Origin of the sequence: Streptococcus sp. FDAARGOS_192 (assembly GCF_002073815.2) — a bacterium.
Lineage (GTDB): Bacteria > Bacillota > Bacilli > Lactobacillales > Streptococcaceae > Streptococcus > Streptococcus salivarius_H.
Map to the genome: position 1 here is coordinate 1,765,464 of NZ_CP020431.2, position 15,139 is coordinate 1,780,602.

General features: G+C 35.6%; 20 protein-coding genes. 10 read left to right on the forward strand and 10 right to left on the reverse strand.

Translation table 11 applies throughout. The features are described from left to right. Positions 1–45 precede the first annotated feature (45 nt). From A6J31_RS09100 to A6J31_RS09115, 6 genes are all read right to left on the reverse strand, one after another. Positions 46–468, reverse strand: coding sequence for a hypothetical protein (locus tag A6J31_RS09100; protein WP_080611021.1), 423 nt, complete (start codon positions 466–468; stop codon positions 46–48). Between the two features lie 7 nt (positions 469–475). Beyond that, positions 476–1,756: a histidine--tRNA ligase gene (gene hisS, locus A6J31_RS09105; protein WP_080611022.1), complete on the reverse strand. Its 1,281-nt coding sequence runs from the start codon at positions 1,754–1,756 to the stop codon at positions 476–478. Between the two features lie 152 nt (positions 1,757–1,908). Further along, positions 1,909–2,139: a hypothetical protein gene (locus tag A6J31_RS11740; RefSeq protein WP_080611024.1), complete on the reverse strand. Its 231-nt coding sequence runs from the start codon at positions 2,137–2,139 to the stop codon at positions 1,909–1,911. A 62-nt stretch (positions 2,140–2,201) separates the two neighbouring features. After that, positions 2,202–2,909, reverse strand: coding sequence for a PTS transporter subunit EIIC (locus A6J31_RS11745; protein ID WP_241673328.1), 708 nt, complete (start codon positions 2,907–2,909; stop codon positions 2,202–2,204). Positions 2,910–2,923: 14 nt separating this feature from the next. Then, entirely contained in the window at positions 2,924–3,268 is a 345-nt protein-coding gene (locus A6J31_RS11750; RefSeq protein ID WP_225791569.1) for a PTS transporter subunit EIIB, read from the reverse strand. A 65-nt stretch (positions 3,269–3,333) separates the two neighbouring features. Then, positions 3,334–4,446: a vitamin B12 independent methionine synthase gene (locus tag A6J31_RS09115; protein ID WP_002885813.1), complete on the reverse strand. Its 1,113-nt coding sequence runs from the start codon at positions 4,444–4,446 to the stop codon at positions 3,334–3,336. 230 nt (positions 4,447–4,676) lie between these two features. Here A6J31_RS09115 and rpmF point away from each other — a divergent pair, with 230 nt between their 5' ends. Both rpmF and rpmG read left to right on the forward strand, forming a co-directional pair. Next, positions 4,677–4,859: a 50S ribosomal protein L32 gene (gene rpmF, locus A6J31_RS09120; protein ID WP_002885630.1), complete on the forward strand. Its 183-nt coding sequence runs from the start codon at positions 4,677–4,679 to the stop codon at positions 4,857–4,859. Between the two features lie 15 nt (positions 4,860–4,874). After that, on the forward strand, positions 4,875–5,024 hold the full coding sequence (gene rpmG, locus A6J31_RS09125) for a 50S ribosomal protein L33 (RefSeq protein WP_002262412.1): 150 nt from the start codon (positions 4,875–4,877) through the stop codon (positions 5,022–5,024). A gap of 378 nt (positions 5,025–5,402) precedes the next feature. On the opposite strand, the gene A6J31_RS09130 is transcribed toward rpmG, so the two are convergent. Genes A6J31_RS09130 through A6J31_RS09140 form a run of 4 tightly spaced genes read right to left on the reverse strand, consistent with a single transcriptional unit; the run spans position 5,403 to position 7,790 of the window. Then, on the reverse strand, positions 5,403–6,197 hold the full coding sequence (locus A6J31_RS09130; RefSeq protein WP_045772045.1) for a hypothetical protein: 795 nt from the start codon (positions 6,195–6,197) through the stop codon (positions 5,403–5,405). Positions 6,198–6,228: 31 nt separating this feature from the next. Continuing rightward, entirely contained in the window at positions 6,229–6,354 is a 126-nt protein-coding gene (locus tag A6J31_RS11790) for a hypothetical protein (protein ID WP_259666657.1), read from the reverse strand. After that, positions 6,335–6,910 carry a hypothetical protein gene (locus tag A6J31_RS09135; protein ID WP_045772046.1) on the reverse strand — a complete coding sequence of 192 codons (576 nt, stop codon included), beginning with the start codon at positions 6,908–6,910 and terminating at the stop codon, positions 6,335–6,337. The genes A6J31_RS11790 and A6J31_RS09135 overlap by 20 nt, the downstream gene beginning before the upstream one ends. Positions 6,911–6,920: 10 nt before the next feature. Beyond that, positions 6,921–7,790: a hypothetical protein gene (locus A6J31_RS09140; protein ID WP_045772047.1), complete on the reverse strand. Its 870-nt coding sequence runs from the start codon at positions 7,788–7,790 to the stop codon at positions 6,921–6,923. A gap of 350 nt (positions 7,791–8,140) precedes the next feature. Here A6J31_RS09140 and A6J31_RS09145 point away from each other — a divergent pair, with 350 nt between their 5' ends. The 8 genes from A6J31_RS09145 to A6J31_RS09180 all read left to right on the forward strand — a co-directional run bounded on the left by A6J31_RS09145 (position 8,141) and on the right by A6J31_RS09180 (position 15,119). Continuing rightward, a complete protein-coding gene (locus tag A6J31_RS09145) occupies positions 8,141–8,572 on the forward strand; it encodes an RNA polymerase sigma factor (protein ID WP_045772048.1) in 432 nt (143 codons plus the stop codon). A gap of 188 nt (positions 8,573–8,760) precedes the next feature. Then, a complete protein-coding gene (locus A6J31_RS09150; RefSeq protein WP_045772063.1) occupies positions 8,761–9,075 on the forward strand; it encodes a hypothetical protein in 315 nt (104 codons plus the stop codon). Then, the gene (locus A6J31_RS09155; protein WP_045772049.1) at positions 9,075–10,163 is read left to right on the forward strand and encodes a cell division protein FtsK; all 1,089 of its coding nucleotides are present in this window, start codon (positions 9,075–9,077) and stop codon (positions 10,161–10,163) included. The genes A6J31_RS09150 and A6J31_RS09155 overlap by 1 nt, the downstream gene beginning before the upstream one ends. A gap of 3 nt (positions 10,164–10,166) precedes the next feature. Then, positions 10,167–10,763: a hypothetical protein gene (locus A6J31_RS09160; RefSeq protein WP_045772050.1), complete on the forward strand. Its 597-nt coding sequence runs from the start codon at positions 10,167–10,169 to the stop codon at positions 10,761–10,763. Positions 10,764–10,912: 149 nt separating this feature from the next. Then, on the forward strand, positions 10,913–11,527 hold the full coding sequence (locus A6J31_RS09165; RefSeq protein ID WP_045772051.1) for a replication protein: 615 nt from the start codon (positions 10,913–10,915) through the stop codon (positions 11,525–11,527). Beyond that, positions 11,514–11,765, forward strand: a complete 252-nt coding sequence (locus A6J31_RS09170; RefSeq protein ID WP_045772052.1) for a MerR family transcriptional regulator — start codon at positions 11,514–11,516, stop codon at positions 11,763–11,765. Before A6J31_RS09165 ends, A6J31_RS09170 begins: the two co-directional genes overlap by 14 nt. 86 nt (positions 11,766–11,851) lie before the next feature. Further along, on the forward strand, positions 11,852–13,117 hold the full coding sequence (locus A6J31_RS09175) for a tyrosine-type recombinase/integrase (RefSeq protein WP_045772053.1): 1,266 nt from the start codon (positions 11,852–11,854) through the stop codon (positions 13,115–13,117). A gap of 496 nt (positions 13,118–13,613) precedes the next feature. Continuing rightward, entirely contained in the window at positions 13,614–15,119 is a 1,506-nt protein-coding gene (locus A6J31_RS09180) for a serine/threonine-protein kinase (protein WP_048790906.1), read from the forward strand. Positions 15,120–15,139: the final 20 nt, after the last annotated feature.

Here is a 15,139-nt window from a genome sequence, read left to right on the forward strand (position 1 = left end):
ACCCATTTCAGGTTAGAATTTTAATAGACTTTCTTTTTTATAAAACTATTTGCCAAATTGTTTCAACAAATCACTAGTATCCACGTAATCTTCAGCAAACTCTTCAAAATCTTCAAAACGATAATCAGCTGTTTCTAAGTCAAGTAAACTATTCCAACGGAATCCGTAAACATCTTCAATGATAACACTAAGTTCATCAGTTTCCTCGTCTACCTGCCATCCCAAATAACGTTCCTGTGTTTCAAAACTCAAGACCACATCTTGACAATCTTGACGCCAAACCTGACCAAGTAATTGCTGACACATCGCATGATCACTTGCAGGCTCATCATTGAACCAAGTAATGTCATGTTTATCAAGAAAGGTAATCAACTGCCAAAACTGTTGCTGGAAACGAATTGGCATATTACGATCAAAAGCCAAACTGAACTTTTCACTCCGTTTGAGCATATCAACTATACTAACCATATGCCCCCTACTTTTCTAACTGTTTGAGGACTGCTGCAAAGTTGTTAGTTAGCTCTTCGAAACTTACAGTAACTTCCTCACGAGTAGCATTATTTTTGACATTAACCTGACCTGACTCCACTTCACTCTCACCTAATGTGATAACCGTCTTGGCCTTGAAGGTATCTGCTGACTTAAATTGTGCCTTAATCTTACGTCCAAGGTAATCACGTTCAGCCTTAAATCCTTGATAGCGGATAGCTTGAACTAACTCAAGAGCTTTGCCATTGGCACCTGAACCAAGTACTGCAATGTAAACATCCAGATTTTCTTCCACTGGAAGCTCAATACCTTGTTTATCAAGAACCAAAAGCAAGCGTTCTAAACCAAGTCCAAAACCAAAACCAGCTGTTTCTGGACCACCGAAGTATTCAACCAAACTATCGTAACGACCGCCTGCACAAATTGTCAATTCAGACTTATCAATAGTGGTAATAAATTCAAAAATCGTGTGATTATAGTAATCAAGACCACGTACCATATTAGTATCAATCACGTAAGGAATGTTAAGACTATCGAGCATGGTACGTACTTCGTCAAAGTGCGCTTGACTTTCTTCATCTAAATAATCAAGGATAGAGGGAGCATTTTCAACTGCAACCTTATCTTCTTTTTCTTTTGAATCGAGTACTCGCAAAGGATTTTCATCCAAACGGCGTTGACTATCTTTTGACAAACTTTCACGCATCGGTGTCAAGTAGTCAATCAAGGCCTGACGATAAGCCAGACGACTCTCAGTATTTCCAAGGCTATTCAAATGAAGGGTAACATCCTTAATGCCAAGCGTATTAAAGAGTTGGTAGGCCATAGCAATGGTTTCAACATCTGTTGCAGGATTTTTTGATCCAAAGCACTCTACACCTAGTTGGTGGAACTCGCGCAAGCGTCCTGCTTGAGGACGTTCATAACGGAACATTGATCCAATATAATAAACTTTAACAGGTTTTTGGACCTCTGGCGCAAAGAGTTTGTTTTCTACATAAGAGCGTACAACCGGTGCTGTTCCTTCTGGACGAAGTGTAATATGACGGTCTCCCTTATCATGAAAATCATACATTTCCTTAGTAACGATGTCAGTTGTATCACCTACTGAACGTGAAATGACCTCGTAATGTTCAAACATAGGTGTACGAATTTCACCATAATTGTATTTCTTAAATGTTTCACGTGCAACATTTTCTACGTACTGCCATTTGGCACTATCCGCAGGTAAAATATCCTGCGTTCCCTTAGGTTTTTGAAGTTTCATAATGATGATACAGGCCTCAGATAGACCTGCCCTCCTTTTCCGTTATTACAGATATAATCACTCTATTCTATCATAATTTATATAGCTTTTGGGAAATGGTGGAGGATTTTTCAACGTAAGAAAGAAACAGACCTCTCGGCCTGCCACAATCATTAATCTTCCTTATAAAGAATGAAGGTCACAATGAAAGATACCACAACAGAAATTACAAGACCTGCAATAGCTGTGTAAAAATATTTAAGTATATCTTCACCAATATACGCAGCAATCGTCAAGATACCCGGGGAACCACCCGCAAAATTTCTCGCACCTAAAATACCAAGGAAGAAGCCACCTACTCCCCCTGCAACAATAGATCCTATAAGGGCTGCTTTATTTTGCAAAGTTACCCCATAAAGAGCCGGTTCCGTAATCCCACAAATCGCAGTAATCCCAGCAGATGAAGCTAGAGCTTTTTATTGGTATCCTTAGTTTTTAAAGCAATAGCAAGAGCTGCTCCACCCTGAGCCACATTTGAAGCCAAAGCACCTGGCTGTGCAATCGTATCATAACCAATAGTCATACGGTTATTGATTCCAATGGATACTAAGCCATAGTGAGTTCCTGTTGTAACCATTAACGGGAAGGTTGCTCCTACAATTGTCGGAACAACCCATGGGCCAAAGTTTTCCAACCACTTAAAGAAGTCACCCAACCAGTTACCAATGACAGCACCAATTGGACCTAAAATCAAAAGTGTTACGATTGCAGTAATTAAGGTCGTAATCATAGGAACCAAGAAAAACTTCACAGCCTTTGGTGAAATTTTAATCGCAAAGCGCTCCACGTCACTCATAAACCAAACTGCCAAAATAACAGGGATAACCGTTGATGAGTAAGAAGTTAATGTAAGAGGAATACTAAAGAAAGAGACGCCATGACCTGATTCCTTGGCAGTTGTCACAATCTGAGTAAAAGTTGGGTGTAATAAAATAGCACCAATCAACATCCCCAATTGAGCATTCGTCTTAAACTGTCGAGCTGCTGAGGCACCTAAAAATACAGGTAAGAAATAAAATCCAGCATCGCCAATAAAATTAAGAACTTGATAATTAACATCATCTACAGCTACTACCTTAAAGACAACCAAAAGGGACAAAACGGCCTTGATCATCCCTGCTGCTGTAATTACTGTAAGATTGGGGTGAAAATCCCAGAAATAAGAGCTAAAAAGCTTTGAAGAGGAGTTCTATCTTGTTTTTCCGATGATTCCTTAGATATTTCATCCAGATTCAATAAACCTTCTAAAGCGCGGTATACATTTGGTACATCACTCCCAACAACAACTTGATACTGGCCACCACTCTTAGCCAAACTCACCACACCATCGATAGCTTTAACAGCCTCATCATCAGCTTTAGAATCATCTGCTAAGGTAAAGCGTAAACGTGTCGCACAATGGGTTAGATTCTGAACGTTCTCCTTTCCTCCTACAGCTTCTAAAATTTTCTGTCCTATCTCTTTATAATCCATGACACATCCTTTCTATATTCATAAAAATAGAGAACAAGCTGAGCCTGTCCTCTGCATTTTTTCTATTATGACCAAACTTTATCAGTAATTGTTTTAATCAATTGCAATTTATTCCACTCATCTTGCTCAGTCAAGATATTACCTTCTTCAGTTGAGGCAAAACCACATTGAGTTGAGATACCAAGGTTCTTAAGTGGTACAAGTTCAGCCGCTTCATGGATACGAGCAATGACAGCATCTACATCTTCCAAAGCTGGATCCTTAGAAGTAATCACACCAAGTACCAATTCAACATGATCACGGTTATTCCAAATCGTTGGAAGTGGTGCGAAGCTACCTGAACGCGCATCATCGTATTCCAAGAAGAAGATATCATAGTTCAATTGACCAAGATATTTAGCGACTGAATCATAGCCACCTTCAAAAAGATAAGTTGACTTAAAGTTCCCACGACAAATGTGAGTAGCCAAAGTCAAATCTTCTGGAAGACCTTCCAAAGCTTTATTGATAGTGTATACATCATCCTCAGCAATTTTTGCCAACTCAGCTGTTTTCTCAGGATTATTTTTTTCATTCTCAAACTGTTGAATCAAATAACCCCAAGTCGTATCATCCAATTGTACATAACGTGCACCCAAATCGTAGAAATGTTGGATGGTATCATGGTAAGCTTTAGCCAAATCATCAAGGAAATCTGTCCATGAATCATAGTAATCAGCATAAAGATCACTACGGTGGTCACGGTTAATGATGAGTGATGGACTTGGAATAGTTACTTTTGGAGTAATTCCTTCAGGAGTCACTGATTTAAGATATTCAAAGTCACGATAGAAAGGATGATTAGGATTTTCAGCAATTTTACCATTGATACGAACGTTAGTTGTACGTGTCTTAGCTCCATGGAATTTATATGAATCCTCTTGTTGGTAAGCTTCAAAACCAGTTAGGTTCCATAGGAAGTCAAGGTGCCACCAAGAACGACCAAATTCACCATCAGAAACGACTTGAAGGCCATTTTCTACCTCATGATGAACCAATTCCTTAACCAATTCATCTTGTACTTTCAACAATTCCTCTTGCGAAATCTCACCATTGGCAAATTTTTCACGTGCTTCTTTTAAAGCTTGTGGACGAAGGTAAGAACCAACATGATCAAAATGATAATGAACTTTACTCATAGTTATTTACTCCTTTTTATTCTTTCATTTAATGTAATAATAAGCCTATTCTAGCACTTGCTGTTATAGCTGTGAAATATGTATTTACTATCACATTGTATAGTTTTTAACTATATATTTTCTTGAGAAGTTTTTTGTCAAGTAACTTTACTTTACAAAAAAGATATGTTATTCTGTTATAGTTGATTTAAAATCAAGAACATAAATATTAATTCGGAGGAAATAAAGAAATGGCAGTACCTGCACGTCACACTTCAAAAGCGAAGAAAAACAAACGTCGTACACACTACAAATTGACTGCTCCATCAGTACAATTTGACGAAACAACTGGAGATTACTCACGTTCACACCGTGTATCACTTAAAGGATACTACAAAGGACGTAAAATCGCTAAAGCTAACGCAGCTAAATAATAGAAGGGAGATACCATGCGCGTAAATATTACACTTGAACACAAAGAATCTGGTGAACGCTTGTACCTTACTTCAAAAAACAAACGTAACACTCCAGACCGTCTTCAATTGAAAAAATACTCACCAAAATTGCGTAAACACGTAATCTTTACTGAGGTGAAATAAGGATTCACTACACGTCACTAGACGGTAGAAACCTTGATTTAAAGCGATTCTTGATTTTCTAAATTTCACTACATCGCAATATAAATCAACCGAATCACTACCTTTTTCACTACCTTTTTTTGAAATAAGAATACTGATTCGGACAATTAAAAGCAGAGGAGCTTCATCATGAGGCTCCTCTTTTTCTGTATTTGCATTCCTAAAAATTTTTGAAATAACGTAGTATTTTCCAAAATTTGTGGAATACAAAACGTAGGCTTGGTTAAGCCTGCGTTTTTATTTTTTACGAAATAAAAGGGGGGCTAGCATCTCTCTATAATTAGATTACCTTTTTACTTTCTATCGCCCCATATCCTAGTGTTTAGTTTTTCTTTTATTTTACTCAGTTACAGATTCGGCATCTTCTATTATTTCAACATCAATAATTGCTTCATCTACCATTTGTTTGTAATGTTCAACACTTGCTAATTCATTCGAAGCTAGATACTCTCTAAGTTTTTCCGCCATTAGATTATAGGTAATAAATGTTACCCCTCCAGAAATTGCAGCACCTACAAAAGGAACTACTTTTGCAACTCCTTTTGAGAAAATTTGTTTTGTCATTCGAACGCCCAACAAAGCAGCAACTCGCTTTACTATTGGATACACAGTTCCTTTTGTTAATGCCTTTTGTGGAAGCTTTTTTGCGACTTGTTTGGCAACTTGAGTAGCTACCTTATTGACCGCATTAACAGACCCATTTACTCCAAACATTATTCCAACAAATAGTATAAGTAAATTCTTTGTTTCTTGATTCATTTCTGTGGAATCAAGATTTAATTCTTTCCAACCATAAAGATAGATTAATTCTTGAACAATTCGTAAAATATGAGCAAAATATTGAGTAAAATCTGCCGGTACTGTTCCTATCAAAGCAAATCCACCAGGAATTCCTGCTACCGCAGATATCGCAGTCACTCTAGTGGTTTCTGCGGTTATACAACTTTTAGCAATTCTGTTTATTTCTTCTACACTTATGCCTGCATACGCCGGACTATATCGAATTGCTTTTTCTACAACTTCTGGGTTATATCTACCCTTTAATTCTTTCCTAAGAAATAATTCTCGGTCAATTTTAACCATAGGAAGTTTTGAACTCTCTACAAGCACTGTTTCAAAATCTATTTTCTCCATATTACCTTCCTTTCACTGAAGAAAAATTTACCTACACAGCTCTAATCTTCTCATTTATCAATTCAATAAATGCTGTCACAAATTCCATATCATAGGAAGTCAGCCACTTTTCAACTTCACGTTGGATTTTTACTTCTTTACTCTGCTTCGTTGCCATTGGTTAAACTTTCTAATATATCCATTAAGTTAGCTCGCTTAATAGCCCAATGAGTATTCTCCAACTCAAATGGGGCAATCATAAGTTCATCTTTATGTATGTTCACCCAATCTACAGGTACGCTTTTCGTCGTTTTAAAATGAAATACTGGGTCCCCATACTTAGGTATGTTTATTTCTTCTAAAGAGCCTAAGTAACCAGATGAAATATTTTCATTATCCTTATACTCAGGAAGAAACAAAGCAGGAAGACTTTTTATTTCCTCGACATCTTCAAATGAAAACTTAGAGAACTTAGCACTAATCTGTTCTGTTGTCCAATTAAGAATTCTTTTTCTTGGTATTGTAAAACAAGTTCCCTCATATTTCTCATCGTATTTTACAAATAGATTGTAAAAACCATCTGTGGGTAGCATTGTTCGAGGAGGAACGTAATTGACTATATTATTAACATTATTAGCTTTCTCAATATTATAAATATTTTCTGCAGTTTGTTGTAGTGTTGATTGGGGAAATTCTGTCGGTAAATTTTCCTGACTTTTAAGTTGGTTTGTCAATGTCCTCTCCTTAATTTAAATTTTCTACATGTCCTATATTATAAATATTATTAGCATGCTGATTTATAATTTTGGGATTATTAAACACCTGTTTTGTTATTGTGTTATCACTTTCAGTATTAAAATTATACTCTTCCTCGTTCTCAGTATCTGATTCTTCAACATGCTCTTGTTCCTCAAACTCTTCCACACTTGGATTATATCGAGTTATTTCTAAGTCATTCATATGTTGCCCAAGGTCTGCATTAGTGAGTTTCCAATGGGTCCGTTCTCCGCTTTGAAAATACCATGCTTCAAATGTTGGCTTACCAAGAGTATTATCTAATTTGTTGACAAAAATATATCTCATTACATCTAATAAGAATGACTCAATCTCAATTAATTTAACATCTAATAATACTTGCTTACTTTTCGACTCATTGAGGGAAATTTTAAACGTCTCCGAATCGTCGATTGTTTCATCATCACAGATAGTTTCTATAATAGCCGAAACAAACCATTTCATTTTTTGCTCTGAAAACTTATCACTGATAAACGCAGACATACGTTCAAGTGTGTCTTTTTTATTTTGTTCAACTGAAGTTTCAAAAGACTCAATAGATGTTTGGTCGTCAAATGTCAAATATGATGTGGCAGATACCACACATTTTTTATAGTCAGACACATTCTTTCTAAACGTTCCCCCTCCCGGTTTAAAAAAAGATTCCCCTGTAACAATTTTGATGAACGATACCATCATATCATCTTCATTTAAACCGTCACTTTTATCTGTTTCAACACCATTTAGTTTGGTACTACGTAATCTTTTTCTAGGTTTCCTAGCTTCAAGAATGAGCCCAAACAGTATCCCTCCTGTTAAGCGTGGAACATTATCAGACATTTTTCAACTCCTCTTACTTTATTTAGTAACCTTATCTACCTTATAAACCCTATCCACTATTGCAAATAACACTATCTACTTCATACTTAATAGTAAAGATAAGACATAACATATTTTCTATTAAGTATATCAAAATTGTGTGTCTTTTTCTTCAAATAATTTAACAGTCCAAACTGGTGGCCACCAAATGGACGGATTGAAACGAATATGAAAACTATGACGATAACGGTCAAGTTCCGCATATATCTGTTTATCCGTTTATTTGGTGTGCCTTTTTACACCTATCGGTATCCAGTGAGCTCATAAAAGTTTCTTTCCGTCCAATTCTAGGACTTAGAAAGAAGCGAATTATGACCGTAACAGATAAACGAAACAAAAAGATTGACGAAGCAGTTAGCAACAATGACTGGAATGAAGTACTACGCTTAATGGACCAACCTCTTCAAAATGCAGAACGACGAGACCGATACCATTCAAAGCAAAGTTTGGATAAAAATATTTCAAAAAATGCTCGGAGAACAGAACTGTATGAAATCATTACCAACGTGCCATCTTCTGAAACGCAATTATTAGAAAAAGAACTTATCATGCACTGTGATTCAGCATTGCAACAACTAAGCTTCGTAGACCGAACAATTGTATTAGGACGTATAGCAGAAAAACCATTATCATTTGTTGAACTAGGACGACAAGTGGGGCTAACCGATAAAACAGTAAAATCACATTACCTAAAAGCACTAGAACAGCTAGAAGAATATCTAAGTGATTACTATTACAGCTAACAAATCTTTATTAAACTAGTATCTTCTGATACTGGTTTTTTTTGAAAAAACTCCGAATTCTTCTACCTGAATCTCCTATAGATAAGAAAGGAAATTATCAACAAGTCCAGCTCATGACCTCAAACCGAGCATATTGCGCTACACTAACCAAAAAATAAATAAAATACACGAGGTATTTCAATATGAGAATGAAACCCCAATACCGCAAAGGCGGTTACACAAACCAAACAGCAGAACAATATGTTAATCTTCAAGCACCTATCTACTTATTTAGTGATGAGCTTGAACCCCAACAAAAGTTCGAAGATGGCAAACCAACTGGCGAAATTATCGCCTACAAAACTTGGTTTGGACAAAAAGGACTTCCACCATTCCAAGTGAAATTTCTTGAAAAGCCTGAACTTCCTGAATATCTTTCCCTTGTTGCTTTTGATAACTTACAGGCATGTGAGGTGAACTATAATGTTTACTTCAAAGCGGATAGCTTGAAGGAGGTGAAGTAATGGTTCATTCTCTCACAAAAAAAGAGTTAGAACAATACTTGTTACAGAGCTTAAACATGGCTCTGGGCTCTATTTTACAGGGTGAAACATCGTATACTAACTCTTTTGATATTTCTGTTCAAGAAAATGGATTTGTCTTTATTCCTCGTCTTCCATCAGGTTTTATTATTGATGACGACTTATATCAAAAGATTTTCTTAATCGCTAATGCGTCACTCTACCCTCAATACACACTGTTAAAGCAAAATTCCGCTTACTTTGTCGCATTAAAAACAGATGATATTCATGTTCAACGAGGACTATTCTTCCCGTGGAAAAAAGGGATTTCTGAACGTCTTATCATTTCAGACCTTGAGCAATTCACCTCTTCTTTAAAAAGTAATGATATTCCTATCATGAAAAATTTAGCTATTAACTATGATAAAGTGACTTCTATCGCTATTGCTGGCAATTCAGGAAGTGGGAAAAGCTATGCTCTGACATATCTATTAAGCATACTTAAAAACATCTCTGACTTGATTATCGTTGACCCAAAATTCGATACCCCTTCACGTTGGGCAAGGCAACATCAAATTGCCGTCATTCACCCTCAAGAAAACCGCTCTAAGTCTGATTTCGTATCCGAAATTAACGAAAGGTTGAGTCAATGCTTAACCATCATTCATAAACGCCAAGGGATTCTCTTTGAAAATCCACGTCATGAGTTTAAACATTTGACTATCGTCATCGATGAAGTCCTTGCTCTATCCGAGGCTGTTAATAAAAACATCAAGGATTCATTCTTTTCCTTACTGTCACAAATTGCACTTCTAGGGCGTGCTACAAAAGTTCATTTGCTTCTAGTCAGTCAACGCTTTGACCACAATACGATTCCCGTTTCTGTTCGAGAACAACTCAATGTACTCATTCAAGTCGGTAACATCAATAAGAAAACTACGCAATTTTTGTTTCCAGACCTTGACCCAGAAGGCATTGTCATTCCTGTTGGTAAAGGGACTGGGCTCGTCCAGATTATTGATAATGAACACCCGTATCAAGTTCTGCCCTTGCTATGTCCAACGTACTACACAAAGAAAGGTATTCTATAGCCTATGAAAAGAAATTACTATCAAAAGATGTTCAATGTCTGTACTTTGTTATTTATTTTAAGCCTTCTTAGCGCTATCGGCTTTATTCTAACAAACATCGGTATGAACGCTTTGCAAAGTATTACTTATCTATCGTTCTTTTACCAACTTGTAAGCATGGTCTATACTATTAGCTTATTTGTTACTCTTATATCTACTTTCTCTTTCCTAGTGTTGATTTATTATGAAACCAATTCACGGGCAAAAGAAGATAGTCTAAAAAACCTATGGCAATCTATTTGGCAGACATTCTCCATGCGTAGGTTCTTGGTGCAAAGTGAACATTCTGATACTGTAACAACTATCGAAAAAGCGAAGGTTACACGATATAACCCTGTTAACAAATACTTTAACCAAGCCGTTCGACAGGCAATTGTAGATATTCGAGAGAATAAAGTTACACTACTAATTCATATTCCTAAAACCCAACAAGCAACAAGGATTTTAAAAGAAATGGAAACACTTATCAGCGAAGAAATTTCAAGTCGAAACTCAGACTATTACTTTTCGCCCCCTGAACGACATGGAAAATGGCTGTATTTTATCGGAACTAAACGATAATGTCAAAAGGAACGGTGCTGTGGCTCACGAAGTGAAAGCCAGACAGCACCGTTCTATGCTTTATGATTTAACGGGGGTTACTACGACCCCCGTTAAATCAATAATCAGTAATCGCACAATTCAAATAAATTCAAAAGAGGTACTTGCTTATGGCAAAAGAACAACGTTCCAATAAGTGGGCTTTCCTATTCTATAAAGAAAGTGCACCAGATAACTATTTAGATATACTTGAAGAAATTCATGTCCCTTTTGTACTTTCACCGTGGCATGATAAAGATATAAATAAGAAAACTGGAGAGTTTAAAAAAGCTCATAAACATGGTGCATTCTATTTCGATTCTCTTAAAAGTTATTCTCAGGTCTCGGAACTTATCAAGGATAAATTAAACGGTCCTGCTCATGTCGAACCTGTAATATCTCCAAAGGGAATGTATGACTATTTTATCCATGCAGAAAATCCTGATAAAAGTCCTTACAATATTGAGGATATTGAAAGCGGTTGTGGTTTTGAACTAGATAAATTTCTAGTGCAACAAAATTCTGATGACTTTACAACCGAGGTCATTGATACGATTGAACAAAATGACTTCACAGAATTTGAAGAACTAGTCTGGTACGCACGAGATAATAACACCGCTTTACTAGGACTAATCATTGAACGCACTTACTTTTTCGCTCGTTATCTGGATTCACGTCGGCACAATCCGAAACGGCTAGAAAAAGTTATGGAAGAACACGGAGGAACAACCGATGGACACGATTAAACTAAACCAAATTGAAGAGTTGCTAAACACACTTATTACAGTTATTCAGAAAGAACTACAAAATACTGGTTCTTATGGAATTGTAACGCAAAAAGAACTTCTAAAAATTTTACAGATTTCTCCTAACACCTTGAAAACATGGGAAAATAAAGGTTTGAAACGCCTTGAACCTCCAATTGAAGGAACACGTACTGTCTATTATAAAATGGAAGACGTCATTGATTTTTTAACTATTTAACTTCCAAATATGCTAGAATGTAATTATCAAACAAAGAATGTGAGGGTTCTATTCTAGCCTTTTGATTGTCCGAAGAAAGAGGCTCTATGAGTAAAGAAATCATTCAACACAATAACAAAAAGATAACAAAAATCACCAAACAAAATGGTGATGTCAGCTATTCAATCAAAGGGGTTTACATTGGAACTGATGTAAAAACTGGAAAACGAATCACAAAAACCATTACTGCTAAAACATTAAAATCTTTGGATAGAAAAATTGTTGAAGCTAAAATTGAGTTTGAAAAAGCTGGCTCTACTATTAAAGAAACTACCCAAATTGATAACTTTGAAAGTCTAGCTGAGGTATGGTTTAGCAACTTCAAAACTTGGGTATCTTCACAAAATACCATTAATCGAGTTAGAGGGTATCTTGATACCTATATTATTCCTTACTTTGGGGACTATAAACCTGACCAGATTGAGCCTGCTGATATTCAACTTTGGGTCAACAAGTTAGCTGAAAAAGCTAAAAAATCCGTTGATTCTGGCGTAAAGCGTGCCCCAAAAGGTAGTGCAAAGGATTTTGGAGCTATGGCTCACAAAGTCAGTGATATTTTTGATTTTGGTATTACAAACTGTGGGCTGACTACTAACCCAGCTAAATCAATCAAAATCCCTCCAAAACCTAAGGCGAGCAAAGAACGTATCATGGTACTACATGATGACGGCTTGAGGCACTGGTTATCCTACCTTGAAAACTTGCCCAACACAAGAGCAAATAGACGCTTTAAGGTCATTTGCCACACACTATTAGCATCTGCATTGCGAATAAATGAGTTATTGGCATTAGAAATATCTGACCTAGATTTTGAAACTAATGAAATTCTTGTTAGCAAAACACTGATGTGGAAAAGTGCAAACAAGAAACTAGGTCTCAAAGGAGAGATGGTTTGTAAGCAAGCTCCTAAAACTGACTCTGGAAATCGCAGAGTTGCCGTTCCACTTTCAGTCATGGAAAATCTCAAAGAGTTTCATGAAGAAATGACTGTCTATTTTGAAGAACATGGTTTACCAACATCTCCACTCATTTTTCCAACCATATACGGTAACTATATGTGTGATAGGAACGAACGAGCAACCCTTAAAAAGCGATTATCAGCTCTTGGTTTACCTGACTATGGCTTCCACCTCTTCCGCCATACACACGCTTCTATGATGTTAAATGCTGGTATGAATTGGAAAGAGTTACAACATAGAATGGGGCACAAATCCATATCAACAACTATGGATACCTATGCTGAATTAGCTCCTAAAAAGAAGTTTGAAGCAGTGGATATTTTCCTAAATAAAATGGAAGAACTGGCAAGTTGATTTCATCACTACCTTTATCACTACCTTTTTACTTCAAAAGCCTATAACCCTTGATATTAAAAGGTTTATAGCATAGTTATTTAACCCTTACTGAGGTAAAATAAGGATTCAATACGAATCAATACAAAAGAAAAACGCTGATTTCAAGCGTTTTTTCTTTTTGTCAATTGCAGTTTATTGCACTGTATTTCAATTCAAACTCTACCTTTTTCTCTACCTTTTTATCGTAAAATCTGATTGGACACGGTTTGTGTCCAAGTGATTTATAAATAGCTTTATATCAACCTTTAGCAAGGTTGTACAACTTATTCATAAAAAATAAATAAATAGATCTGATTGAATGAGATCTTTCATTTTTCTGTCAATTAAGCAAATTAAATTGACCAAATAAATTGTTGATATATAAAAAATTAAGTAAGTGTATTACAAAGATAGTCTTCTTTATTTATAGTGCTATAATGAATCTATTAGCTTATTTATGATAGAGGTATCGTTATTGATCAATCTAGAATTTTACAAAACACTTGCAAAAATATTCTGTGGGGATGAAACAGAATTATTTACCTATAAAACTGGCCCACAGTTAGTAGACTTTTTTAATAGCTATTTCGGTTTTAGTGATGTTTACCGTCAAGGGTTCCCAACAAGATGGGTTTATGTAAATGATAAATTACTAAGTTTCTCTGAAACTGGTAAACTTGATCTTTTTTTCAGCATTATATTGAGCAAACAATATCTTTTAACAGAACGTCAAAAAGGTGAAGTTGATTCTTTAGAATACCAACAAAAGGTTTTAACGGAATTAAATAAAGTCTGCTCAATTTATTCATTGTATTTGTCAAAAAAAGGCAATGAATTCTTCTTAGTAGAAACCGATCAAGATTTAGTAGCAATCGGAAAAGGTGGATTTGCAGATATTTTTCTACAAAAATCTACAGGATTAGTATTAAAAAAATTAAATGAAGACTCGGTTAGACATGAATCGCTAAGAAGTCGATTTCGTAGAGAGTTTGAAATTACAAAATCATGTTCAGATATTGAAAGTATTATAAATGTATATGACTTTAATATCGATAATTATTCCTACACAATGGAAAAAGCGGATTTTACTTTAGCTAATTATATTAAAGAAAGCGAATTACCAGATGAATCAAAATTTAATATTTTACGGCAAATACTTCACACTATATCTCTAGTGCATAAACGAGGAATTTTGCACAGGGATCTAAGCCCTACTAATATTTTCTTCATAAACGGAATAATAAAAGTAGCGGATTTTGGTTTAGGAAAAAATATTAACATCTTAACCTCGCATCAAACTATAGATACCGCATCTTTTGGACAGCTTTTTTATTGTGCACCAGAACAACTAACTCTTCTAAAAGAGGCTGACAAAAGTAGTGATGTATACTCTCTCGGGAGAATTATCAATTTTGTTATGACTGGAGATCCTAATAATTTTTCGCATACCCTGCGTTCAATCAGTACAAAAGCTACCAATATCGATCCTAATTATAGGTATGAAAATGCAACAGATATGTTGAACGGGTTGAATTCATGGTTAAGAATAAGAAGTCATGAATCTTTTAAAGAAAAAATCTGGGAAAAAATTAATCAAGGTATTTTTGATAACGACATAGAAAACTATATTTATGAAATGTCAGAAAAAGATCTCTGCCTATCTTGTATCAATAAAGGAACTCGCTTTACCGAATGCTTACTTAGCTTTATGAATTTGGATGACTCTCACGCAACTTATATAATTCAGAAGATTGATTCTAACTATGTGCAATATATCAAACGATTTGAAGATGCAGACCCTTTTGCTAGCCTAGCTTATGAAATTTTAAAAGGACATTTTTCTTATAATGTTAACGAAGTGGCTGCTTATATATTAAAATACGTAGCTTATGACATTAATCGTTTCAATGCACAACATAAGATAGAAAGGTTAATTAACAAAGGGGTAGAACCATTAATCGAGACAATACTAGAAAGATAAAAAATGTCAGAATAAAGTGT